General features: G+C 37.3%; 19 protein-coding genes. 12 read left to right on the forward strand and 7 right to left on the reverse strand.

The annotated features are described in order from the left end of the window. The first annotated feature begins 69 nt into the window (after positions 1 to 69). Genes PH4a_RS04215 through PH4a_RS04225 form a run of 3 tightly spaced genes read left to right on the forward strand, consistent with a single transcriptional unit; the run spans position 70 to position 4,882 of the window. The gene (locus PH4a_RS04215) at positions 70 to 756 is read left to right on the forward strand and encodes an EcpB family pilus assembly chaperone (RefSeq protein WP_064721080.1); all 687 of its coding nucleotides are present in this window, start codon (positions 70 to 72) and stop codon (positions 754 to 756) included. A 30-nt stretch (positions 757 to 786) separates the two neighbouring features. Further along, positions 787 to 3,294 (forward strand): CS1-pili formation C-terminal domain-containing protein, encoded by a 2,508-nt coding sequence (locus PH4a_RS04220; RefSeq protein WP_129037992.1) that lies wholly within the window; start codon positions 787 to 789, stop codon positions 3,292 to 3,294. Positions 3,295 to 3,307: 13 nt separating this feature from the next. Continuing rightward, entirely contained in the window at positions 3,308 to 4,882 is a 1,575-nt protein-coding gene (locus tag PH4a_RS04225; RefSeq protein WP_129037994.1) for a fimbrial protein, read from the forward strand. Positions 4,883 to 5,046: 164 nt separating this feature from the next. Here the strand turns inward: PH4a_RS04225 and PH4a_RS04230 are convergent, their stop codons facing one another. Further along, on the reverse strand, positions 5,047 to 5,385 hold the full coding sequence (locus PH4a_RS04230; RefSeq protein WP_064721083.1) for a M15 family metallopeptidase: 339 nt from the start codon (positions 5,383 to 5,385) through the stop codon (positions 5,047 to 5,049). After that, positions 5,372 to 5,674: a phage holin family protein gene (locus PH4a_RS04235; RefSeq protein WP_129037996.1), complete on the reverse strand. Its 303-nt coding sequence runs from the start codon at positions 5,672 to 5,674 to the stop codon at positions 5,372 to 5,374. The genes PH4a_RS04230 and PH4a_RS04235 overlap by 14 nt, the downstream gene beginning before the upstream one ends. Positions 5,675 to 6,257: 583 nt before the next feature. Between PH4a_RS04235 and PH4a_RS04240 the strand changes: the two genes are divergently transcribed. The 5 genes from PH4a_RS04240 (at position 6,258) to PH4a_RS04260 (ending at position 11,695) form a co-directional block, all read left to right on the forward strand. Next, a complete protein-coding gene (locus tag PH4a_RS04240; RefSeq protein WP_129037998.1) occupies positions 6,258 to 6,518 on the forward strand; it encodes an Ogr/Delta-like zinc finger protein in 261 nt (86 codons plus the stop codon). A gap of 274 nt (positions 6,519 to 6,792) precedes the next feature. Beyond that, positions 6,793 to 7,857 (forward strand): dihydroxyacetone kinase subunit DhaK, encoded by a 1,065-nt coding sequence (gene dhaK / locus PH4a_RS04245; RefSeq protein ID WP_129038000.1) that lies wholly within the window; start codon positions 6,793 to 6,795, stop codon positions 7,855 to 7,857. Between the two features lie 32 nt (positions 7,858 to 7,889). Continuing rightward, positions 7,890 to 8,522, forward strand: coding sequence for a dihydroxyacetone kinase subunit DhaL (gene dhaL, locus PH4a_RS04250; RefSeq protein ID WP_129038002.1), 633 nt, complete (start codon positions 7,890 to 7,892; stop codon positions 8,520 to 8,522). 32 nt (positions 8,523 to 8,554) lie between these two features. Beyond that, a complete protein-coding gene (gene dhaM, locus PH4a_RS04255) occupies positions 8,555 to 10,003 on the forward strand; it encodes a dihydroxyacetone kinase phosphoryl donor subunit DhaM (RefSeq protein ID WP_129038004.1) in 1,449 nt (482 codons plus the stop codon). A gap of 1,005 nt (positions 10,004 to 11,008) precedes the next feature. Next, the gene (locus PH4a_RS04260; protein ID WP_129038007.1) at positions 11,009 to 11,695 is read left to right on the forward strand and encodes a fimbrial biogenesis chaperone; all 687 of its coding nucleotides are present in this window, start codon (positions 11,009 to 11,011) and stop codon (positions 11,693 to 11,695) included. A gap of 58 nt (positions 11,696 to 11,753) precedes the next feature. Here the strand turns inward: PH4a_RS04260 and PH4a_RS04265 are convergent, their stop codons facing one another. Further along, positions 11,754 to 12,707, reverse strand: a complete 954-nt coding sequence (locus PH4a_RS04265) for a hypothetical protein (RefSeq protein ID WP_129038009.1) — start codon at positions 12,705 to 12,707, stop codon at positions 11,754 to 11,756. Between the two features lie 630 nt (positions 12,708 to 13,337). Here PH4a_RS04265 and PH4a_RS04270 point away from each other — a divergent pair. After that, positions 13,338 to 13,931: a common pilus major fimbrillin subunit EcpA gene (locus PH4a_RS04270; protein ID WP_129038011.1), complete on the forward strand. Its 594-nt coding sequence runs from the start codon at positions 13,338 to 13,340 to the stop codon at positions 13,929 to 13,931. 101 nt (positions 13,932 to 14,032) lie between these two features. Here the strand turns inward: PH4a_RS04270 and PH4a_RS04275 are convergent, their stop codons facing one another. The 3 genes from PH4a_RS04275 to PH4a_RS04285 form a co-directional block, all read right to left on the reverse strand. Continuing rightward, on the reverse strand, positions 14,033 to 15,310 hold the full coding sequence (locus tag PH4a_RS04275) for a sigma-54-dependent transcriptional regulator (protein ID WP_129038013.1): 1,278 nt from the start codon (positions 15,308 to 15,310) through the stop codon (positions 14,033 to 14,035). Then, the gene (locus PH4a_RS04280; RefSeq protein WP_244212929.1) at positions 15,288 to 17,651 is read right to left on the reverse strand and encodes an ATP-binding protein; all 2,364 of its coding nucleotides are present in this window, start codon (positions 17,649 to 17,651) and stop codon (positions 15,288 to 15,290) included. Before PH4a_RS04280 ends, PH4a_RS04275 begins: the two co-directional genes overlap by 23 nt. 69 nt (positions 17,652 to 17,720) lie before the next feature. Then, complete coding sequence (locus PH4a_RS04285; RefSeq protein ID WP_129038017.1) at positions 17,721 to 19,010, reverse strand: ABC transporter substrate-binding protein; 1,290 nt, start codon at positions 19,008 to 19,010, stop codon at positions 17,721 to 17,723. Between the two features lie 312 nt (positions 19,011 to 19,322). On the opposite strand from PH4a_RS04285, the gene PH4a_RS04290 reads away from it, so the two are divergent. Both PH4a_RS04290 and pyk read left to right on the forward strand, forming a co-directional pair. After that, positions 19,323 to 20,660 carry an MFS transporter gene (locus PH4a_RS04290; RefSeq protein ID WP_064721095.1) on the forward strand — a complete coding sequence of 446 codons (1,338 nt, stop codon included), beginning with the start codon at positions 19,323 to 19,325 and terminating at the stop codon, positions 20,658 to 20,660. Positions 20,661 to 20,733: 73 nt separating this feature from the next. Further along, positions 20,734 to 22,185 carry a pyruvate kinase gene (gene pyk, locus PH4a_RS04295; RefSeq protein ID WP_129038019.1) on the forward strand — a complete coding sequence of 484 codons (1,452 nt, stop codon included), beginning with the start codon at positions 20,734 to 20,736 and terminating at the stop codon, positions 22,183 to 22,185. 104 nt (positions 22,186 to 22,289) lie between these two features. On the opposite strand, the gene PH4a_RS04300 is transcribed toward pyk, so the two are convergent. Further along, positions 22,290 to 22,688 (reverse strand): Rap1a family protein, encoded by a 399-nt coding sequence (locus PH4a_RS04300; protein ID WP_129038021.1) that lies wholly within the window; start codon positions 22,686 to 22,688, stop codon positions 22,290 to 22,292. A gap of 272 nt (positions 22,689 to 22,960) precedes the next feature. Between PH4a_RS04300 and PH4a_RS04305 the strand changes: the two genes are divergently transcribed. Next, positions 22,961 to 24,148, forward strand: a complete 1,188-nt coding sequence (locus tag PH4a_RS04305; protein WP_244212930.1) for an ROK family transcriptional regulator — start codon at positions 22,961 to 22,963, stop codon at positions 24,146 to 24,148. Positions 24,149 to 24,153: the final 5 nt, after the last annotated feature.

Below are 24,153 nucleotides of genomic sequence, written 5' to 3' on the forward strand. Positions count from 1 at the left end.
AATCAACTAACGTATTTTATTAATGCAATAAGGGATGAGCGAATATTCGCTCTCCCTGAAGGATTCGTGATGAAAAAAATAATATTAGCGTGTTTGAGTCCTTTATTTTTTTATAGTCATTTCGCAGCAGCTATTCATGTTGGGGCCATTACTGAAATGATGACCTCTGACCAAACGATCCTAGCTAAAGAAATTGAAAATAATGTCGATCAAGCGCGTTTAGTTGGCTTATCTATTGAGCGAGTTTCATCGCCATTAGAAAATGGTCAAGTTATTCCGATGGACAATAACGAACTACTTTCTTCTCCGGCTAATTTAATTTTACCGGGTAAAACCACTGAGAGTTTTAAGATCTTTTATAAAGGTCCCGCTGACAATCAAGAACGTTATTACCGTTTAGTTTGGCGTGATGATCCCGTCACTGAAGATGGATCAACCCAAAATAAAAAATCAGCCACCGCGACGACCTCTGCCACTATCAGTACCATATTAGTGGTCGCGCCTCGCCAAGAAAATTTCAGCTACCGTTTCGATAAAGAAAAACGCGTAGTCTATAACACCGGTAATAGTGCATTTCGTACTGTAGCCACCGGGGATTGCATGCCCAATGCCGTCACACGTAATGAAAACAATCGTTGCAATGAACGCTACTACGTGATGCCTGGCTTAGGAGTGAAATTACAACAAGTCGATGTGCAAAGTAAGAAAGCCACAGTCGGTATTTGGCATAAAGAAGACTTTATCATTGTGAATTAATTTTATTTTTTATTTTTATAAGGATTACTTGTGCGTAAATCCATGGTGGCACTGGGTATTGCTATATGCCTATTGTCTGAGAATACATATAGCCAAACCAATTTAAAGATTGGTCAGTATATTATTCCGAGTGTCTTCGCCACTGCCTTGGAAGAGGGGATGACAATCCCCGTTTACTTACGCTACGATCTTTCACAGCAATCTGTGTTGGAAGAGCAAAGCCGTAATAAAATTGCCGATGCCCTCGTGGTACTAAAAGATAATAATATTGCGATTAGTTCCGTTACACCGACCTTTGATGCTGATGATACACAAATTGCTTCGATCAACGAAAATGTGATTCAATTATTAAGTGATCTGAAAGATAAGCAATTTGATCAGAGCAGTAAAATTGTCCTCTCTCCTGATGCTTCGATTAATTTTGATTTAAACTCCTTTATCATGACATTGGACGTCAATGAGGCGGGCCTTGCAACGCAAGTAAAAGCCCGTACTGAAATGTTGGGAGAATCAACGGTTAGAAATGTTTCTGCTGTTACAACGTACGATTTAGGGGTTTACAACAATCAACTTAAAAGTCAAAAAGACAATACCAACAGTTACTTATCTATTGATAGTATTGTAAGTTTTGCAGAAAACCACTTAAACCTCAGCGCAACCGCTTACGGTTTGGGCACCGCTAATCAAAGCTTTGATTTTTATCGCGCGATGTTTGAACGTGATTTTAATGGCCGCCGTTTGGCTTTTGGTCTATTAAATACTTGGAATCTGCAATCACTCGCCAGTATGTCAGCACTTAATAGCAGCAAAGTGTATGGGATAAGCTACGGTAATAACGCCTCATCAAAGATCAGTAATTCTCAACTTTCACTCACACCGATCACCGTATTCTTACCTAGTGCAGGTGAAGTACGCGTTTATCGCGATGGCAAATTAGTCAGCATTCAAAATTTCCCAATGGGGAGCTTCGAAGTAGATACTTCACAGCTTTCTTTTGGTATTTATGAGGTGGATGTTGAAGTGGTTATTGACGGTAAAGTGCGTTCAAAACAGCGCCAAACCGTGAATAAATCCTACAATATGCGTGGCGCCACACTGAATCAATTTCGTTGGGAGCTGTTTTCTGGTTATGTTGATTATAAAAAACGCGTTAGAAAAAATAATAATGAATACACGACCAGCAATGGCGATAACACATGGTTAGTTGGGGGAGCTGGCTCCGTAACATTAGGGGTATTCTCTGGGCTAAATTTACAGGCTTCGACCTATGCTTTTGATAATATTGCTGTTTTAGAAAGCAATACGAATCTGCAATTAACCGATACTTTATCCACCAGCTGGCAATCGATGATCGCCAAAGATGGTAGTCATCGTAATATTTTAACCGCGGCATATTCTTTACCCAAAAGCTTGGGTTCATTGTGGGTCAATAAAGAACGAGGAAGCATGAAAGATGATTTCCCAATGTATGATTCCAATAACTACTCTTTTGGTACCACGCTGAATTTCACGCAATTTTGGGAATACGCAGGCTCAATTACTTATTCTTATACCAAAGATTTACGTGACCAAAACAAATCAAAAAGCTTTGAATATTCAACCTCTTTATACACCGGTCGTTATGGTTCAATGAGTTTACGTGCCGGTGTTCAGCGTTATCATTACGATAACCAAAACAGCACCAATGAAAAATATATCACCCTCGATTTCTCATTACCGTTAGCCACTTGGCTCAGTGCGGGGGTTTCTTCGAGCAATGGTAACGTCCGTGGCGAACTTTCTGCCTCGAAAAACTTTGAAGACTCGGCTATTCGCAGTGCAGGGCTTTCTGTTTCAACACTTTTACATGATAAAGACGGTGCAGATAGCGATTTTGCTGTGAATGGCTATGGCATGTTTGATACGAAATATAGCGCCGGTACCTTAACCATGAATCGCCCAAGTAATGACCGACTCAATACCACATTAACCGCCAGAGGCTCATTTGCATACAGCGATATGAATTTCTCCGCCAGTGGCAAACAAGAAAATGCTGGTGTGATTGTAAAAACAGGTATTGATGGCAAAGGGAATATTGCGGCTAATGTGAATGGTCAACGCTTTATTCTTTCTGGTAATAATAACTTTATTCCGTTATCGCCTTATGGCACTTATAAAATTGAATTACTGAATGATAAAAATAGTGAAGACAGTTTTGATATCGCCTCTGGCAGAGTGAAAAATGTGGTGCTTTATCCTGGTAACGTCGCAGTTCATCAACCAGAATTAAAACAAATGGTCACCGTATTTGGCCGCTTAAAAACCCCTGATGGAAAATTGTTAGCCAGTGCACAAGTGCGTAACCACATTGGACGTACACAAACCGATACTCAAGGGCAATTTGCGATGGACGTTGATAAGCGTTATCCAGTAATTTCATTGCAACAAGACGACAAACAAATCTGTGAGGCAGAGCTTGATCTTTCTTCAGCCCGTGGCGTGTTATGGGTAGGGGATATTATTTGTGACCCTCAAACTATTTTAGCGAGTCGAGATTAAAGGAAACAATGTTATGTTAAAAGCTTGCCTATTTTTAATGCTGACTCTCTTTTCTACATTTTCTTATAGTGCTGTTACCTATAAAAACAGCATCGTGTTTATTGAAAACAATATTGATAATGAATATTTCATTACACCTAAAACCACTGACCCACGTTTTAGTGGCGCTAACGTATTTACCAAATACAGTGCAACTAACCAACTCAGCTTGGGCTATATGGGATATGGAGGTTCTATTCCTCTCTATAATTACTTTGATATTTGGTTAGAAAACTCCCCCATTAAAATGCCATTTATTGGTAACCGTTGTTGGAGAACCTATAAAGATTGTCCTGCTGATGGTGTGCAAAGACCTCAACAGATGCTAAATGATGGTATGTACCGTGCTTATATGAATACCCACGGTGGTGAAGCAGGTATTCCTCGTGGTGTTTTTTCTGACTCTTTTTATCAGTATATACGACAACTTCCTATTGGCGCAGTAGAGCTTTTTAACTATTTTTCCTGTTATACCAAAAAAGATTATAACCCTTCATTAGGTGAAACTTGTCGTTCTGTTAAAGGGACTGTTTATGAACAAAGTTTTGCCATCACCAAAGAAGGACATATCAAATTAAAATCCACCAATGCCTTACAAGAGATTTTTGTTGATAGCGAAGGTAATGCAATATTAGGTTTAGGATCTAAATTTTGTGATTTAGGTAAAGATGAAGTTATTTGCAAAATGGTTGATTATAACTTTTCAGGTTCTGCATTCTCGAGCATGTATTTATCGATGAAAGTCGATACAGCAACATTAAAATTCACACCTGCTCCGTCTGATATTTACCTTTCTTCCGCAGGTGTAGCGCCTCTTTACTATTATTCATCTACAACATCTGTACCTTTATTAATGAAAATAGGTGATGGGGGTGTTTACGTTCACTTTAAAAAGAGCTTTCTTAAAAAGTTAATTCAAAGAAACGTAGATTTATCAAAAAGTCAGGACTTATTTACTTTTAGTTTTACCAATACAGCAGTACCTCAGTCTGGCTTTTATGAATTTACGCCCTCTAATACCATTATTATTAAGCCACGTGATTATGGTGTGAGTATTGTTTCTAAAGACTTAGTCAATAAACCTTATCGTGAAGGGAAAGTGGGAAATAAAGCCCCTCCTCTCATCTTCGATTACATCATTACCACGAGTGCATTTCGTCAAGCTGATAAAATCACCGCATCGGTTGAAGGCCCACAAACTACCATTAGAGGTCAGCCTTATTGCTTGTTTACCTCAAAAGATAAAAAGATAAACGTACCATTTTCAGCTTATCTTTCTTATACCAGTCAAAATGGGCAAAAAATATCAGCAAGAAGTGCCTGTAATAATGCTCCTGTAGATCTTAAAGATGCATTATGGGCACAAACTACATGGCCTGAACCTTATCAGTCAGAAGGTTCTTTTTACCGCACCGATTTACAGCTCTCGTTTCCAATGGATGAAGGTGTTTCGCTATTTTCATTGGAAGGTGAAGATTGGTTAGGCGTAGTAGAAGCCAGTGGCTACGTAAATGTATTTGCCGAATGGACGGGTCCTGACGTTCACTAAAAATAGGTTGAAGAGCAGACGCATATCCTTATGCATCTGCTCTTCTATTGCCGTTATCAACATCCATTGTTTTAACGTACTGCTGTCTTGATGCCATCCTTAGCTTATTTCCTTACTCAACGCCAACAGTGCAATCCTTGCATATCGCGTTAATACTAGAAAAATCACCGAATACCTTGGTGTTCAAGACTAAAATGATTACCATCGGGGTAAGAAAAATGCCCTCCCCAAGTTCCACCTAATGAGCACCAATATTCCCCTAAAGGACGATAAGCCTCACTTTGTGTTTGATACACCCCATTGATAAAGAGATTAAAATCTATCGCTAATCGTTGAGTGTGCAAACTTTGCCGAATTCCTTTTCCATTTTTTGCATTCCATTGAGATTGCTGCGCCGTTCGATAAGCTTCGCCAAAGGTTAATCCATATCCATTAGATTGAGCCCATAAAATTAGCTTAGCCACCATAACAGTAAATTGTTGCTGCTTATCACTTAGTGTCATCTTTTCCCTTCCCTGAGAACAGTTGGTTACCACGTTTACGTAACCAGATTTCAACTAACTGATAGCCCGCAATTCCCAGCGCAGAACCAATTCCCAACACCGCGATAGGATTAATACCCGGCCATAAGATAAGCAATGCACCAGCAACAACAGAAACTGCCGAGCCTAAAATAATTCTGCCTATAAATAAGCGTAACGTGATAGTTTCATTGGCAACTAACATTTTCCCTAAAGCAATAAAGGCCCCAACGATAACTAACGATATCAGTGTGTGATCATATTCATCCATGAATATACCTCGTATCTGGTTACAGTATTTAAAACCGTAAAAAGAACCCTTACCTCCCTGTATCAATAAGATAGTCTGTACGGAATTTGTAGCCAATCACATCCTTATGCGACGAAATAGATAACTGCTATTGAGATAATCCAAGTTCCTTTTATTTTGGAATATACACAATGCCCTTTATGACAGACAATTATCTATAAAGTTATATTCCTACTAAATTCCTTGTTAATTTAAGATAGGCTATCCATTTTCTATCTCACATCACACAACCATCAAAGAAACAAATTAAATTACAAATAAATTCAATATGTTGGGAATCTTTATGAGTGATTTAATGTGGAGTTATTATCTATAAAGTTTGTATTTTATGCCAGTAAGGTTGTTCGGTTAATATCGGTTAAACGCCATTAACCGAATTTAACCGAAATATTCACAATATTGAAAACAAACAAACTTGTTTAAACTATGTTTTAGTAATTGAAAACAAATGAATATATAAAAAAACAATAATTATCTGGTTATAATACAAAATTTAGCTAAAATAGGATCTAACTCGTGGTGAATAAAAAAAGAGAAAAATAACATGCGTGTATTAACAATTTTTTGTCCTGAATGTAATGAAAAAGCGATGGTTAAAAAAAGTAACAGAAAACACAAAGAGTTATCCGATCTCTATTGTGCATGCAGCGATCCTGAATGTGGGCACACTTTTGTTTTAAATCTCACTTTTAGCCATACATTAATGCCCAGTGCAAAAAACAAAGATGCACTATTGTTAAGTGTGATAAAAAACTTGTCACCAGAGCAACGAGAAAAAGCTTTAGCACTATTACAAGGCGTTTAATTTCTCTCACTAACTCCCTTCTCTTCTTTTTTTATGATCTTGCTCCCATTTTGGCAGGTTAATTGACTATCATGTTCTTATAAAAACATAAATGATGTAGATTCATTTTTAACCCAAACGAAAAATAATTCTTATGTTTATTACAAGCAGCTCGGCTGTTTTGCTAAAAAAGTCATGATGTTATCCAGTCTCTAATCAAAAAAGCACAAGACCTAATATGGAGAATTTATTTTTCCACTTTTAGGCTAAACCACATTTCAAATGGAGCGTTAAGATGAAAAAACTTATTAATCATGTTGATGATGTTTTATCTGAACAGTTGCAAGGTTTTGCAAAAGCTCATCCTGAAATCAAATTACATCCCTCTCTTTTTTATGTCACGCGTCAGGATGCTCCCATAAAAGGAAAAGTGGCTCTGTTATCTGGCGGCGGCAGTGGTCATGAACCTATGCATGCCGGATTTGTAGGTAAAGGCATGTTAGATGGTGCTTGCCCTGGTGAGATATTCACATCCCCCACTCCAGATAAAATGTATGAATGTGCTAAAGCCATTGATAGCGGTGAAGGCGTATTAATGATTGTTAAAAACTACACGGGTGATGTGCTCAATTTTGAAACAGCAACTGAGCTTCTACATGATGATGGTGTCAAAATTGCCTCTGTTTTAGTTGATGATGATGTTGCGGTGAAAGACAGCTTATATACAGCAGGACGTCGTGGTGTAGCGAATACGGTATTAATGGAAAAGCTACTTGGTGCTGCGGCTGAGCGCGGTGACGCTTTAGATGAACTGGTTAAACTAGGTCATCAGATTAACAATAATGGTTTTTCAATTGGCATTGCGTTAGCAGCTTGTACTGTTCCAGCAGCGGGAAAACCCTCTTTTACTCTTCCTGAAAATGAAATGGAATTTGGCGTGGGAATTCATGGTGAACCAGGCATTGATCGCCGGAAGTTTACTTCACTAAACGATACTGTAGATGCCATGTTCAATACCTTGATTGAAAATGGTCATTATCAGCGCACCATTCGACAATGGGATCGAAATAAAGGCGACTGGGTCGAAGAAGTTCAAGTTAAATATCCCCTACAACCCGGTGATCATGTTATTGCTCTAGTGAACAATCTTGGTGCTACACCTTTATCTGAACTTCACGGCGTTTATCATCGTCTCACTGAATGTTGTGAAAAGTTTGGCTTATCCATCGAACGCACCTTAATTGGCTCTTATTGCACTTCATTAGATATGTCAGGCATCTCCATTACCCTATTAAAAGTAGATGATGAATTACTCACTCTATGGGATGCCACAGTATCTACGCCTGCAATGGTTAACTAGCCGATTTAATAAAGATTAAAAAGGAATAAAAAATGACATTAACAAATCAGCAAATTATTCTTTGGCTACAACAATGTGCCGAACTTTTTGAACAAAATAGTGATTATCTGACCGATCTAGACCGTGAAATTGGGGATGCTGACCATGGATTAAATATGAATAGGGGTTTTAAAAAAGTCGCAGAAAAATTACCAGAATTTGAAGATAAAGACATCGGTTTTATTCTTAAAAATACAGGCATGGTACTGCTCTCTAATGTAGGTGGGGCGAGTGGTCCTTTATTTGGTACCTTTTTTATTCGAGCAGCAAAACCGACGATATCACGCCAATATCTAAATTTAGCCCAATTCACTGAAATGATAACAGATGGTGTTGAAGGTATTGTTAGTAGAGGTAAAGCCGAACCTAATGATAAAACTATGTGCGATGTTTGGTGGGCAGTGATTGATAGCTTAAAACACGCTAATCAACAAAACTTAACTATAAAAGAAGCGATAACACAGGCTTACGCCTCAGCTCAACAAGCAGCTGAAAAAACTATTCCTATGCAAGCAAGAAAAGGACGAGCCAGCTACCTTGGTGAGCGTAGCATTGGACATAAAGATCCTGGTGCAGCTTCTGTTGTACTCATAATGCAAGCGCTTGTTAATAGTATTAACGCGTAATATACAATAACAATAGGATAAAAAGGTCAATTATGATTAATATCGTTATTGTTTCGCATAGTAAACACCTTGCTGAAGGTGTAGCAGAACTTGCAAGCCAAATGATTAATCCTGATCATTGTCGGCTCGCTGTCGCGGCAGGTGTTAATGATGATGAACATGTTATTGGGACTGATGCTATAAAAATTATGGCCGCAATAGAGTCATTAGCAGACGCACAATCAATAGTCGTGATGATGGATTTAGGCAGTGCTATTTTAAGCACAGAAACCGCGTTGGAACTACTTGAACCGGAAATAGCTAATAAAGTCACACTTTGTTCTGCACCATTAGTTGAAGGCACATTAGCCGCAGTTGTCGCTGCATCTTCAGGTGCTTCACTGGAAAAAGTGTTAGAAGAAGCCTCACAATCGTTATATCCAAAAAAAATTCAATTAGGTGAAAATTTCTCACAGCCTCAAAGTGATCTAACTTTGCCAACTAAAATTCAAGGTAAAGAAGCCCGTTGGGTAATACTTAATCCGAATGGATTACATGTTCGGCCAGCGGCCACTCTTGTCGAGTTACTTTCAACTTTTCAAGCCGATTACCAGTTAATTAAAGGTGATCGCCGAATTAATCCTTTGAGCTTAAATCAATTATCCCTAATACAAATTCGTAAAGGTGATGAAATAACTTTAATCGCCTCTGGCGAACAAGAAAATGAAGCCATTGCAGCATTTCTTAAGTTAGCTGAAAATGGATTCGGTGAAGAACTTACTTCTTCTTTAGATAAAGTGACATTACATGGCGTATTAGTTCCTCCCTCCTCAATTAAAGCTCCTGCTTTTATTTGGCAAGAAACTCAACTTGCTCCATCAGACGAAGTGACAGGAACACTAACTATTGAAGAACAAACACAACAGCTCACTCAAGCAATACATGAAACAATTAATGATCTGAAAAATTATGCTAAAAAAGCAAAAAAAGAGATAGGTGAACACGTTGCTGCCATTTTTACTGGCCATATCATGATGTTAGATGATGAGGAATTAATAGCATCTGTTATTGAGCGCATAAAAAATAACAAACTCAGCACACAACAAGCTTGGTTTGATGAAATGCAAATACGCGCACAAACTTATCAAAATCTTCACGATCCTTATATTCGTGCACGCGAACTTGATTTACGTGATCTGTGTAATCAAGTTCTTTACCATCTACAACAGAAAATAAAGCCTATTTTTAAATCATCACACCCCGTTATTTTAATTGCTGAAGAGATATTTCCGTCAACGGTAATAAAACTAGCAAGAGATAAGATCCTCGGTATAGCGCTTGCCAAAGGAGATCATCGCTCTCATAGCGCAATAATCGCCTCAGAATTACAACTATTTATGCTGGTCAAACTAGGTGAAGATTTACTCAGTGTGCAACATAACCAGAAACTAATTTTAGAGCCAAGCCAAAACACACTCTCCTTCTCTATATCTGCAAACTAATTAAATAACTATGCCTTTAATTTATTCGAGATAAGGCATAGTTATTTTACTTTAAATTAACGTTTCAATATTTATTATAAATATATAAAAATTAAAAATATAATAATCACTATTATTGATTTACATCTTTATTGAATAATCGGATTAAGATTTATTTAATCATTTACAAAAAATAATCAACATCAATAAAAGACTTAATTGGTTATTAATTAATACATCCATTTTAAAATTCATCAAACACGCAAAAATTAAGTTTAACCTAGGGTAATAATAACTTTATTCCCTTATGCCACTTATAAATTAGAATGACTAAATAATAAAAACAGAGAAGACAGTTTTGATATCGCCGCTGGCTGAGTGAAACATGTGGTGCTTTATTCTAGTAACGTCGCCGTTCATTAACCAGAAGTAAAACAAATGATCACCGTATTGGGCTACTTAAAAATCTGATGCAAAATTGTTAGCCAGTACGTAAGTGTATAACCATATTGGTCGAATACAAACCATTACCCCATCGGTTGATGGTTATCAATCCACCATTAGAGGCTAGCCTTATTGCTTATTTACCTCAAAAGATAACGTACCTTTTCAGCTTATCTGTCTTAGCCCCCACCAAAATGGACAAAAATATCAGCAAGAAATACCTGTAATAATGCGCCAATTAATCTTACTCGTTATGAACAGAAAACACATGGCTTTATCCTTATCAACTAGAAGGCTATTTTTACCATACTGATTTATAACTCTCATTTCCCATAAATGAAGGTATTTCTCTTTATTTATTAGCATGTGAAAACTGAATTGGTACCGTATAAGCAAGCGGTTATGTAACTGTATTTACTAAATGGTCTGATACTGATATTCATTAATGTATAGCCAACAGATATAAGTACCTATTTTTATCCGTTTTCTTTTTATTATGTCTAATAGGATTATCACCACATTATTCTAATTTTGCGGTACTATTAGATAACTTATTTTAAATTTATCATTGGAAAGCCTGTTATGTACACACTATTAAAAGCGATAGGCGCACTAATCTTTTTTGGATATTCTTTTTATGCCAATGCACTTTATGTTGATTCTGAGGTGTTTACTTTAGAATCAAATAAAACTTTTTTTTCGCGCACTTATCTAAATAATACTGATAGAACAAACCTCTATAAAATTCATATTTATAAAATTGAAAAACCGGGTGGTAAAGAGAAGGATGAAGTGCAACTTCCCATAGAAAATGGTGAAATACTTTATACACCATTGCAGAAAGTATTATTACCTGGCGAGCATGAATTTTTTAAATTATTTTATAAAGGAGCTAGCGATAATAAAGAGCGCTATTACCGAATTATTATTGAAGAAACTCCGGTAAATTTAGTGCCTTATAATGAAAATACCAAGCAGCCTTTGGTGGTTCCTACTGTTGGATTAAATACAGTGATGGTGATACGTCCTCGTGAGCTTAATTTTGCTTATAATCACGATAATATTGCAGGCACAATAACAAATACAGGTAATACTTATTTCCGTCTACTTCTGAATGATAAATGTGATTCAGAAGAAGAAAATGCAAAAATATTACAATTATTACCCGGTGAAAGTTACCAACACTCTTGGCTTAAGAAAGAACATAAGCAACTGATTATCGCGTTTGATCGTTATATTTCATTAAAAAGTGACTGTTTTAAAGAATAGCTAAAAATAATTATTTAAATTAAAAAGGTCACCAAAGTGACCTTTTATTTAAATAAAATTAAGGTTGATAATTTGGGTTATTCACTTTAACTAATTCTTTATTTTCATTTAATTTATAATACCAACTCGAGTTGATTTTTTGTGTATCCGTAATATTGGCCGGATATTCATTCTCTTCATTCTCTGTGTAAAAAAGCAAAATATCAGGCCGATCATTTATCATGGTTATAACCGCCAAAATACTTTTGATACCCACTTTAACCCATTCCATATCTTCTTTTACAATAACAATTGATTTGTTATCAGTAGAAACTCGACTCTCTTTACCCAAGCAAACAACCTCTTGTTTTTCAACAAGATAATTAACTTTTTCGCTTAATGCTGCGTTTTCAATTCTAGCATACACATTATCACCCGTTGATAATAATGCACGACAGCCCTTTGAGCCGACTCTATTTTTATCACCCGTTGATAAAATAATATTATTAGATGCAGGTGAATAATCATCGATATGAGAATAATTACCTGTAGTAATTAACTTAGCATTAATAACACAATAGTTAGAAGGAGATGTATAAATAGTTGAATCATTTCCAGAAGAAAAACAAATGCTATTTTCTAAAAATTTATAATCATTATAAGAGTTTGTTTTATTAGTTAACTCTTGCCCTTTTAATAACTCATATCCTGTATAAAAAATAGCACCATTACCAAAAGCACAGTTTACTGATTTATTGCCAGGACAGATAATTGTATTTTCAGCAAAAGTAACAAATTTATTATTGGTCGTAGGAGTAAACTCGGCAGGATTTTCATAAATAACTTCACTCGAATCGCCGTATATTTGTGCTCCCTCCTCAAAACATACAATTTCTGAGTTATTACTTTGGGAATAAACATAAGCGGGTTCAGGCTCTGCTCCCATTGCCATTAATTTAGCATTATCATTAACCACAAAAACATTAGCATTTTGATTAATGTAAGCACTTTTTTCTATATTAATATTTTTCATAATAACATCCTTATTTTATTAAAAAGACACTTCATGTGTCGTCTACCTTCACAGAACACTGTGAATACATACAGTATTATATTTTAAAGATTATTTATGATAAGTCCATCACAAATAATTACACCTCCCTATTTATTATTTTTTAGTTTAATTATCTGATACTAACCTTTGCTTCTGTCTATTTTTCTTTACTTAGAGCTACGTTTTTATACTTATTTTCCTTACTATTTTCCTTGATTGATTCTCATTTTTTGAATCCAATTTATTAAAAAAATAATTTAACAACATAGAATATATTATTTTTTTAAATATATAATTCCTTAGAGTAACTTATCCTTTTTAATATTTATGTTGCTTTACATTAAGAATTCAATCAACAATTGACCAGGTGATATCTTTAATATATTGATATATTTAAACTTTACATCATTCACCATTTAAAAAAATTTATTACACTTTATTCCTATTTTTTACGAATATTAAAATAAAATATTTTTCAAATTAATTTAATAATTTTTCTTATGGATGCTCGTTTTTTGACTATCTAAATAGTAAAATAAACATATTCATGAAAAATATTTCTTAGCCGATATAGCTATTAACATCGACTTTACCGTTTAGGAATAAACCATGAAAAAAATGACCTCATATTTAGTATTACTACTTACTTTTTTTGTTACTCATGCAGCCTATTCTGCAGAGGTTTTATCATTGCAAACCACTGCAAGCTGGCGTGCAACAGCAGTAAAAAAACCGCAGAGTGAATTAACAATAACACCTTTAAATGCACTGCATTTTGAATTTGCTGAAAATGAAAAACGTTTTAATTCACAATCAGGATCTTTTGATATCACGGTTAAAGATGCTGAAGGTGCGACAGATTTTAAATTAACCTCAAAAATTATTAGCAATGAACTAAAAAACCCAGCAGATAAATCAGTATTAACAGTTAATACACATTGGAATGGTAAGCCATTATCTACACATAACGAAATAACCATTCTTGATAGTCATAAAGGGGTTAATGGCGGATTAGTTGCAACAAATAGCGAAGAAGAAAAAAGTGAGCTTAAAAATATGCAGAGCGCTTTTTTATTTAATCTAATCAATAATAATCAATCAGCACCTTTAGCATCATTACCCAATGGCTCATGGGAAGGGTCACTACGCATTGAATTTACCAGTAAATGGTCGGGTGATTTTGTGACTCTCGCCTCACGATAATTTTAGTTCTTATCTTGCAGCAAAAGAATATGTTAAAGAGCGCCGTTTAGGCGCTTCTTTATGATTAATTATCTGTAAAGCTGGTTTTATCCATCTTCTAATTACATTTTCGGTTTATAGCTATCTTTATCTAAATCATGTTTTTTCATACGTAAATAAAGCTTTTTACGTGGAATACCTAAATAATCTGCCACATCACTCACACGCCCCGCAAATAGATATAATGCATCTTCAATTAAACGACGTTCATATTCATCAACTAAATTATCAAGAGGCCCTTCTGGTGGAATAATAGCCCGATGCTGCTCACTATCGACCATTTTCACAATACCAACCGCATACAATTCAGCAACATTACGCAGTTCACGAATATTTCCTGGCCAATCATACCGTTTTAAAATATCGAGATAATTACGATCTATTTTAGGAATAGCGATCCCTAAGCGTTGCGCACTTTGGCGTAAAAAAGCCCTAAATAGCGGAATAATATCTGGACGTCGCGCGCTTAATGGCGGCAATGAAAAAGTAATTTGCGAGAAATAATAATAGAACTCAGGAATTAATCGCCCGTCAGTCACTAGTTCTTGCGTGTTATTTTCTAAAATAGCAATAGTTCTAAAATGGCGCTTACCTTGACGTTCTATATCTAATAAATAAGAACTTAACCAACGCTGAGCTTCTGAAGATAAATAGTAAGGTGAACGTAAAATCAGCGTGCCAATACCCTCTGTTTCAATTTGAGCAATGACTTGCTTAATGTCAGGTAGGTTTTGACAATCAACAGTTTGAATACTTTGCTCATTACGTGGACTTAATTCATGCAAAAGCTGAGCAAGTAGATGACGGCCAGTGCCCATTTCACCTTCAATCATTAAATCTTTATCAATATCAGCAAGTTGCTGAACTTGCTCTCTGATCGCCGTAATTTGTGCACTATCACCCACTAAACGCTCTTGTGTGGTGTTGATCATGGTGTTTCTAAGCGCAAGGGTTGAGAGTCGTTCTTTGTGCGCCTTAGCCACTAATTCTAAAAAGGCTGGGGGATTTATTGGTTTTTCAATAAAATCATAAGCCCCTTTTTTAACCGCTTCAACAGCTAGCGGTATATCGCCGTGTCCAGTGATCATAATGACGGGAATACGAGGATCAATCTGTTTAATACGCTCTAATACTTCCATACCGTTCATCGCTGGCATGTAAATATCCAATACCACAGCACCTTGCCACTCTGGCGTTAATGCCTTTAATGCTTTTTCAGGTGAGTCAGTAACTCTGGCAACCATACCAGCAAGATTGAGTAAATGACGATAAGACTCAAGAATATCTTCATCATCATCAATTAATAGAACATCAACATCAGGCATTAGTGATTGTGTCATTAGTAAACTCCAAAACAACCATGGCGCCACCGTTTAACGCTGATGCCAAATAAATATCATAACCAAACCGTTGCATAATAGAACGGCAAATAGATAACCCTAATCCCAATCCGACATCTTTTGTGGTGGTAAATGGCGTGAAGAGTTTAGGTAAAACATCGGGATTAAATCCTTTACCACTATCAGCAATACCAACTAGTTTACGTTTAGGGTCAACAGATAAGAGATCGATTGAAATCTGACTTTCACCAATGCCCGCTATCGCATCCATCGCATTAACAAATAAGTTAACTAATACTTGCTCTATTTGTGTCGGATCGGCACAGATAGTCAGCTCATCAGGCACATTATTAATTATTTTACATTGCTGTCGTTTAGAACGAGACTCTACCAACACCATAGCGCTTTCCACCAGCTCTTTTAATGGTGCTGAAACAAAACTAATTTCAGATGATGATTTTCTTGAGAAATTACGCAGTGCCGTAATAATTCGATTCATTCGAGCACATAGTTTTTCGATACGTTCAATAGAATCAGGTAATTGCTCATACTTCTGCATCTGTATAGTGAGTTTTGCACTATACAGATAGGTATTAATCGCCGAGAGTGGCTGGTTAAGCTCATGCGCTAAACTCGTCATTGCCTGACCGACAACCGCCATTTTTGCTGCTTGAACTAGCTCTTCTTGTGTCTGAATGAGATGCTTTTGCGCTTGCTCTCTGCGTACTATCTCTTCATTTAACTGCTGGTTTTTCTCTTGTAAATCTTGAGTTTTCAGCGCAACAAGACGCTGAAGCTCTAATCGACTTAACTCTTGGCGAGTAATATCGGTAATGGTGACAATATATTTATGTTCTTCTTTATGAGGGTATTCACGAATATTAAATTGCAAGAAATGCGGTTCTCCTGCTTTTATCATTCGGATAATACATTCACTTTGACCTAAGCGATAAAGCTGACTAGTAGAGCCAAACTGTGCTTTTAACATAGTGCTGGCTTCACCATTAAAGAGCAGCCATAACGGCTTGTTACTTTGCTCTTTTCCAGTTCCTAATAAAGATGCCGCACTTGGGTTAACCGTTTCTATTCTGCCATCATGATGACACGTAATTAAACTTGCATCGGTATTGTTAATTAAATTTAGCGCATTACTGGTTTCAACTTCCTTCATTTGTCGCCAAAATCGCCGTAAACGCCGACTTAACAAACCAATCTCATCTTGGCCATCAATTAAAACAGGCTCGGTTAAATTCCCTTTCGCCACATTAGCTAAATCGTCACTTAATTTATTGAGTCTTGCGATTAATCGTCTATCAATCAGAATTTTCATCACAATAATACTGAGTAACAGCGATACGACAATAATCACAACAATAACGATTTTTCCTGTTCCCATTAGCTTACGTGTATTCGCATTTAGCTCATTAAGAGATTCCGTGGTTGCAAAAACATTACCACGTACAGCATCATCAAATTGTGTTAGTTTTTGAGTCAGCTCCGGCGTTAATGCTTTAAGCTTTTTTTCGTTTTCAACATCATCAAGTAAGGTTTGATAAATATCACCACCATAACGAGTGATAGCAATAATTTCTTGCAAGACTTGGCGATGAGCAATGGTTGATGGGAAATTTTTTAGCTTTTGATTTAATGCAATAATTTCATCAATTTTAACATTAATATAGTGAAAGGCGACATCAATATCACGGCTATAGCGTTGATGCGCAATCTCTTCAACTAAACTAATAAGTTCATTTTCCGTCGTAAATAACTCTTGTAAGAGTGTTGATTCCAGCAATAACTGCAAGCTATTTTCTTGAACGTTTTTCTCTTGGATCATCTGACTAACATGCCACTCAATTTCATTGAGTAGCGGTTTAATATCTTCTCCCACAGCATCATGCATCCACGCAAGTTGCCCTAGCAATTGAGCCAGCCTATTTTCGAGTTCACGCCGTTTATCTAATAAAACATCTTGTTCAGCAATAATATTTGTTAACTCATCGACTAAATGAGTATAAAAGTCTCGTTGCGGTTTTTGTTCTATTGGAAACTGACGCAAGTTATCAAGTAACTGATGAATCTCTTGTTTTTGTTGATCTGAAATTGATTTACGTTGAGTCTGTTCTCGCTCTTTTAATAGCATTTGTAAATTGGTGCTATAACGCTCCATATTATAGCTTGTGGTCAACATAGGTAGAGAATCTCCCACTGACGCATTAATTTGTGTCGCCAGTTTTCCCCACATAAAAAAGATAATTACACCAATAAGTAAGGTGAGTAATGAACTAAAAGTAAACGCCATATAAAGGCGTCTACCTAGTTTGCCAAATTGCTTAGGCATCAATATTTTCATCCGTAATACCTTTCATTAAAACAGCGCTTCCTGCTGTATATCTGTACCACAAGGCGATCAGGGTGATTTAGTTTCTTTAAGTAAAGCCAGTGCTTGCTCTAGATTTTGTGCTTCTTGTGTACGCCATTGATAAAGCACAGCCAATGCTTGATCTGAATATTCTCGTTGATCAGCTTCTTTCATAAATAACGCTTGAAGTGTCGGAGAATTGGCTTCTTTCTCACTAATTAATACTGTACTGGCTATTTTTCTTGCTTTACTGATTGCTAAAACTCGCTCAGGTGTTTTGTTTTCTTGTTTTTCGGCTTCATGAATGTCATTCCATACTTGTCTCATTAAAGGGAAATTATGGGTGATCATTTGGTCAAATAGCGCGTTAACAACTTCACTTCGACGATAAGCTTCATTGCTATTTAAGATAAATTCGGTGTTATTTGCCAGCTCATCGTTATTGCCTAAGATTTCTTTGCTTAGTGGAATTTTGGCCATATCGCTTTTATAAATAATCTCTTGCCCTTCATCAGACAAAAGAAAGGCAATAAATTTTGCCGCCGTTTCACGTTTACTACTTTCAGCCACTATCGCTAAATAAGCAGGCAAAATGATCGATTTATCGAAATAGCTAAATTCAACAAAATCAAAGCGTTTTTGGTGATTAAAAGCATAGTTATCAATAATAGGCCCTGCGCCAACAATGCCCCTAGCAATGGCATCACCAACACGAGCACTACGCGCTGAAATGGAAGATAAATTTCCGCTAGTCTCAAGGAGAATCTGCCAGCCCTTATCCCAACCGTACTCTTGCAATACATTTTCAACCATCAATTGCATAGTGCCAGAGTTTGCAGGCGTCGTCATAGTGAGGTGCCCTTGATAAATTGGATTACTCAGATCAACCCAACTTCTAGGTGCTGGAATACCATGTTTTTGTAAATACTGTGTATTACTCATAATACCAATGCCGGAATAACCGACAGTGGTTATTTTATCATTTAAAATATCGCTATGACGCATTAACCATTTTGGCGTTTCATACTTAACGGGCAAACGTGCCAGTAAGCCTTCTCTATCTAAATGATGAAAGAAGTTTGCTGAAGATGACATAACAATATCAACAGGTTGTGTTGGATACTGCTTCATCATACGCGTCGCAATAGCAACGCGACGATACACAACCTGAACTTTTGTATCAGGATAACGAGCGCTAAATGCCTCGGTTAAAGGCCGCATTGGTGTATCAGAAAGTGTCGTCAGAATAATGAGAGGCTGTTCATCACTACGCACAGGCGTGATAAACAGCCAACTAAACAGTAAACAGACGAGGCTAAGTGTTATTTTTATTCTCATGACATACCCCTGGTTTTATTTTGAATAAACATAAAAATGTGTCGAACTTCAAACTTCTGATATTTAGCAATATTTATTATTTTTAGCTGATGAGTCTTTAATGACTCATTTGTAGAAATGATACGACGATATCTTCACTCATTTTTAAACCAACACCAAATAGCGATGTTACAAATTTGACTCATCAATTGAGCCGAATGTGTCATCGCTGACTCAAAAACCCACTTTTGCAACAAGATGGCCTAAATGAATAGCATCAGCTCTGAAAACCAAAATCAGCTTCAGACATGAATAATATTCGGAGTCATCTCTATGCTAAGTTTCTTTAAAACCAGAAAGGATCTGCCGCTGTTAGAAGCGTCAAGTGAAAAGATCCGCGCAATATATAAAAAGCATCAATGGCAGGTCTTCCTCGGCCTCGTTCTTGGCTATGCCATGTTCTATGTAGTCCGTATGGCACTCAGTGTGGTGAAAAAACCTATGCTGGATGCGGGTATCGTAACAACGTCTGAGCTCGGTTTAATGGGTTCTGCGTTCTTCTTTACCTACGCATTTGGTAAGTTCTCTAACGGTTTCTTGTCAGATTATGCCAATATCGGACGCTTTATGTCCATCTCATTGATTGCATCTTCTTTCATTTGTATTTTTATGGGGATGTCAACCGCTAGCCTGTTCTTTATCCTGTTATGGGGTATTAATGGTTGGTTCCAATCTGTAGGTTCAGCACCTTCTTGTGTGTCGATCTTCCAATGGTTCTCACCAAAACAACGCGGTACCGTTTATTCCATCTGGGGTGGTTCACGTAATATCGGTGAAGCTATCACTTGGATCTTAACAGCCACTATAGTGAGCTTCTTCGGCTGGCGTGCAGGTTTCATTGGTGCAGGTATCGCAGGTATTGCTGCGGGTATCATTTTACTGATGATCTTAAAAGACCGTCCTCGTACTTATGGTTTACCTGACCCAGCAACAGCTTATGGCGAAGATTCAGAAACCGTTAAATCAAGTGACCCGAAAGAAACTCGTCGTGCTCAACTATTTGTTTTAAAACAACCTACTGTATGGATTATCGCAGCAGCTTGTGCGGCAATGTACATCTCTCGCTATGCAATCAGCTCATGGGCTGTCCTTTACCTACAAGGTTCAAAAGGATACTCACTGATTGATGCTGGTTTTGCAATGTCTACCTACCCTATTGCTGGCTTCTTTGGCGCAATCTTAGCGGGTATGGCGTCTGACAAACTATTTAACGCTAACCGTCATATTCCTACACTGATTTATGGTCTTGCTAACATCGCAGGTTTCGCACTGATGTTCTGGGGTCCTCAAAACCGTGTAATGGATGCCGTTGCATTAAGTATGGTTGGTTTCGCAATGGGTGGTCTGGTTGTGTTCTTAGCAGGTTTAACCGCTTGTGATCTGATGCCGAAAAACGCAGTAGGTGCAGTAAAAGGCTTTATTGGACTGTTTGCTTACATCGCAGCCTCTGCTCAAGAGTTAATTTCAGCATCACTGATTAAAGTGACTGAAGTTGGCGATATCACTCACTACGACTTCACTACAGTACAGTACTTCTGGATTGGTTCTGCCATCGTTTCCATGATCTTAGCTACGCTAGTCTGGAATGCGAAAAAAGTCACCATGAATTAATGAATTAATGAATTAATTAAGTTGTCACTGAGGGATGCTATTAGGCATCCCTCCTTAAAAAGAGAATGTCATTATGCGTAAGACTAAAATTGTTGCGACTCTTGGCCCAGCTAGCTGCTCAGAACAGATGATTGAAAAACTGATTCTGGCAGGCGCTAACGTATTTCGTTTAAATTTTTCACATGGCACTAGCGAACAACATCAGGCAACAGCCGCAACTATCCGTCAGGTCGCAGAAAAACATCGTGTATTCATCGGGATCTTAGCTGACCTGCAAGGCCCGAAAATTCGTATCGCTAACTTTAAAAATGATTCTATTCAATTACAGCAAGGCGATAGCTTTATCCTAAATGCAGATCTCGATGCAACATTAGGTGATGAGCAACAAGTTGGCTTAGATTATCCGCAACTTGTTCAAGAAGTTACACCAGGGAATATTCTGTTACTGGACGACGGTAATATTCAATTACAAGTCAGTGGCGTAAATAATAATAAAATTGAAACCAAAGTTACTGTAGGCGGAAAGCTTTCTAACCGTAAAGGCATTAACTTACTGGGTGGTGGGTTATCTGCCCCTGCATTAACTGATAAAGACAAGCAAGACATACACACAGCAGCTGCAATTAAAGCAGATTATATCGCCGTTTCATTCCCTCGTAATGGCGCAGATATTGAATACGCTCGTGAACTGATTATCGCTGCCGGTAGTAATGCAAAAATCGTGGCAAAAGTAGAGCGTGCAGAAGTCGTTTCCTGTGAAGAAAATATGGACGATATCATTAACGCCTCTGATGTCATTATGGTTGCTCGTGGCGATTTAGCCGTAGAAATTGGGGATGCAAGTTTACCTGGGGCACAAAAACAGTTAATTGCTCGTTGTCGTGCTTTGGGTTGCCCTGTGATTACAGCAACGCAAATGATGGAGTCAATGATTGAAAGCCCAATGCCAACGCGCGCAGAAGTGATGGATATCGCTAACGCCATAGGCGATGGTACTGATGCCGTAATGTTATCTGCCGAAACTGCGGCAGGTAAATATCCGGTTGAAGCAGTAAGCGCAATGGCACGCGTTGCTGAAGGTGCAGAACGTTCTTTTGCTGCTAATGCAGAAAATCCGTGGCAATCACCTTCTTATTATGCACAAACAGGACGTTGGATAGCCTTAGCTGCTGCAACAACAGCATTTCATGATGACAAACATCTTAGTGTTGCGGCTCTGACAGAAAACGGCAAATCAGTGACTTTATTATCACGTTTTATGCCAAATAATACCGTTTATGCATTAACTGATAATCCCGTATTAGCAGGGCAGCTCACTGTATTACGCGGTGTAACACCTGTGGCTTATCAACGCAAAAATCATACTGATTGCGATGAAAGCATCATGCAAAAACTACATGCAGATGGATTATTAACAGACATGAATTCACTCTTAATTACCCGTTTATCTACTTTTGAGAAAACCGGTGATAGCGATTGCTGCCATCTTGTTTCAGTAAAACAAGCACAACCAGCAACAGCTTGAGTGTCTTCCATCAAGGGGCTTATGAGAGAGGCAACCTGAAGTAAATAACAAGAAAAAGAGCACACCAAATCGTTTTAGCCACAAGGATTGTGGCTATTTTTATTTTAATCTTCGCAAGGATAAGCATCTTGTAATGCTGCAATATAAATTAACTCGATAGGGCTATCAGCCTGTTTCTTTTTGACTAAAGGATTTTTTTCCAAGTAGTTATCCAAATGTTCAACCATAAAATCTGCATTTTGTATCGTCTTAGGCGGTGGACAATAAAGTAATTTAAAATCAGTATCTTTATTGTGAATTTTTACTGCAACTGCATAAAAATTAAAACCGTTAGCAATACCATTAAAGTAAGCTTGAGAAATCGATTTAAACTCTTCGCTGGTTTTTTCCTGCGTAAGAAGTTGTTTTACTTCAAGATACCCACTTAATGTAATTGCTTGTGAATAAAGTGGAAATAACAACATTCCCCCAATTATGGTTCTTAATATCACGCCCTTTTTCATCAGCATTCCTTTTTTCATAAAATAAATGACATTTTTATTTTAGTTGTTTTATTCAATTAAAAATATCCGTAGAAAATATCTTTTAGAAACGAGGTCACCGATTAAACAAGTCAATAAATTGTGATCTGTTACGCAATTGGGATGGTTTCCAAACTAATTAGCTGTTTTATACTTTACAAAAAATATAATTAGGTGCATAAATATCATTAATAAACGATTTCATATAAAAAAAACACCTTTTAGTTTTGTTTCTAAACAAATGGAGTAACAGCGTGACACCTAACGTGCCCAATACATTACGGCAAATGAATGCTTCTCTTGTATTAAATGTCATTCGCCATCAAGGCCCTTTGTCACGTGCTCAGATTGCAAAAATAAGTGGCATCACAAAAGCAACGGTATCTGAGATCATCAATGATTTACTTGAAGAAAAAATCGTTTATGAAAGTGGAATTAGCGATCAGTCAGGGCAAGGTAGAAGAGGCATATTAGTTAATTACGATCCTCAGCATAGCCTAGGTGTGAGTGTTGATTTAGGTGGAACAAAAATTGCGTATGCCGTTTTTAACTTAAATGCTGACCTACTTTATGAGTATCAAGAACCAACCTTTGACACGGATGATCGTGAACTCTTTTTAGCCAAATTTGCACAAAGTATTGAGAATGTGATCGATAAAAGCGGCGTAGACCGCAAAAAGATCAATGTTATCGGCGTTGCCACACCAGGGATCATCGATATCAAAAATGGGGTTGTACTTGAAGGCTCACCCAATTTACCACAATGGGATAATTTGCCATTAGCACAACATCTTACAAACAAGCTTGGCGTACAGGTTGTTCTGGAAAATGACATTCGTGCTGCACTTGTGGGGGAAATGTGGAAAGGACGTTGTCGCCACACTCATAGCTGTGCACTAATCGGCATCGGAACAGGTTTAGGTTCGGCACTATTGATGGATGGAAAAGTGATCCGCGGCGCAAACAATGCTGCAGGTGAAATTGGCTATATGATGTTTGCCCGCGATCACCTTTTTCGTAACTGGCGTAATAAAGGCTGTTTTGAAAGCTTTTGTTCTGGCTCTGGCTTAAGCGAACGCATGGCAGGTTTACGTGATGAGCACCTTAGCGCCATTGAAATTATTAACGCAGTTCAACAAGGCGACTCACTTGCTCAGTCATTAATTGAAGAAATGGCGGACTATCTTGCTATAGGTATTATGAATTTAGTTGCCATTGCGAATCTAGAAAAAGTGGTACTAACCGGAGGAATTACACGTTCAGCTGAGGCTTTTTTACCGCGTGTACAAGCAAATTTAGAGAGACATTTATTTGCTAACACAAAAGTAAGTATCGAGCTTTCTGAACTATGGGAAAAAGGCCCGTTATATGGCATCGCCATATTAGCCCTTGCAACGGCTTACCCTTCTATTCAGTTTATGCCCGAAATCCAACTGAGATAACCCTA

It is taken from the genome of Proteus hauseri, assembly GCF_004116975.1.
GTDB classification, from domain to species: Bacteria; Pseudomonadota; Gammaproteobacteria; order Enterobacterales; family Enterobacteriaceae; genus Proteus; species Proteus hauseri.

Bases quoted from the DNA above. Each gene is read 5' to 3' on its own strand.
- PH4a_RS04215 (WP_064721080.1), top strand. From the start codon at position 70: ATGAAAAAAATAATATTAGCGTGTTTGAGTCCTTTATTTTTTTATAGT.
- PH4a_RS04225 (WP_129037994.1), top strand. From the start codon at position 3,308: ATGTTAAAAGCTTGCCTATTTTTAATGCTGACTCTCTTTTCTACATTT.
- PH4a_RS04230 (WP_064721083.1), bottom strand. From the start codon at position 5,385: ATGACACTAAGTGATAAGCAGCAACAATTTACTGTTATGGTGGCTAAG.
- PH4a_RS04235 (WP_129037996.1), bottom strand. From the start codon at position 5,674: ATGGATGAATATGATCACACACTGATATCGTTAGTTATCGTTGGGGCC.
- PH4a_RS04240 (WP_129037998.1), top strand. From the start codon at position 6,258: ATGCGTGTATTAACAATTTTTTGTCCTGAATGTAATGAAAAAGCGATG.
- dhaK (WP_129038000.1), top strand. From the start codon at position 6,793: ATGAAAAAACTTATTAATCATGTTGATGATGTTTTATCTGAACAGTTG.
- dhaL (WP_129038002.1), top strand. From the start codon at position 7,890: ATGACATTAACAAATCAGCAAATTATTCTTTGGCTACAACAATGTGCC.
- dhaM (WP_129038004.1), top strand. From the start codon at position 8,555: ATGATTAATATCGTTATTGTTTCGCATAGTAAACACCTTGCTGAAGGT.
- PH4a_RS04260 (WP_129038007.1), top strand. From the start codon at position 11,009: ATGTACACACTATTAAAAGCGATAGGCGCACTAATCTTTTTTGGATAT.
- PH4a_RS04265 (WP_129038009.1), bottom strand. From the start codon at position 12,707: ATGAAAAATATTAATATAGAAAAAAGTGCTTACATTAATCAAAATGCT.
- PH4a_RS04270 (WP_129038011.1), top strand. From the start codon at position 13,338: ATGAAAAAAATGACCTCATATTTAGTATTACTACTTACTTTTTTTGTT.
- PH4a_RS04275 (WP_129038013.1), bottom strand. From the start codon at position 15,310: ATGACACAATCACTAATGCCTGATGTTGATGTTCTATTAATTGATGAT.
- PH4a_RS04280 (WP_244212929.1), bottom strand. From the start codon at position 17,651: ATGCCTAAGCAATTTGGCAAACTAGGTAGACGCCTTTATATGGCGTTT.
- PH4a_RS04285 (WP_129038017.1), bottom strand. From the start codon at position 19,010: ATGAGAATAAAAATAACACTTAGCCTCGTCTGTTTACTGTTTAGTTGG.
- PH4a_RS04290 (WP_064721095.1), top strand. From the start codon at position 19,323: ATGCTAAGTTTCTTTAAAACCAGAAAGGATCTGCCGCTGTTAGAAGCG.
- pyk (WP_129038019.1), top strand. From the start codon at position 20,734: ATGCGTAAGACTAAAATTGTTGCGACTCTTGGCCCAGCTAGCTGCTCA.
- PH4a_RS04300 (WP_129038021.1), bottom strand. From the start codon at position 22,688: ATGAAAAAGGGCGTGATATTAAGAACCATAATTGGGGGAATGTTGTTA.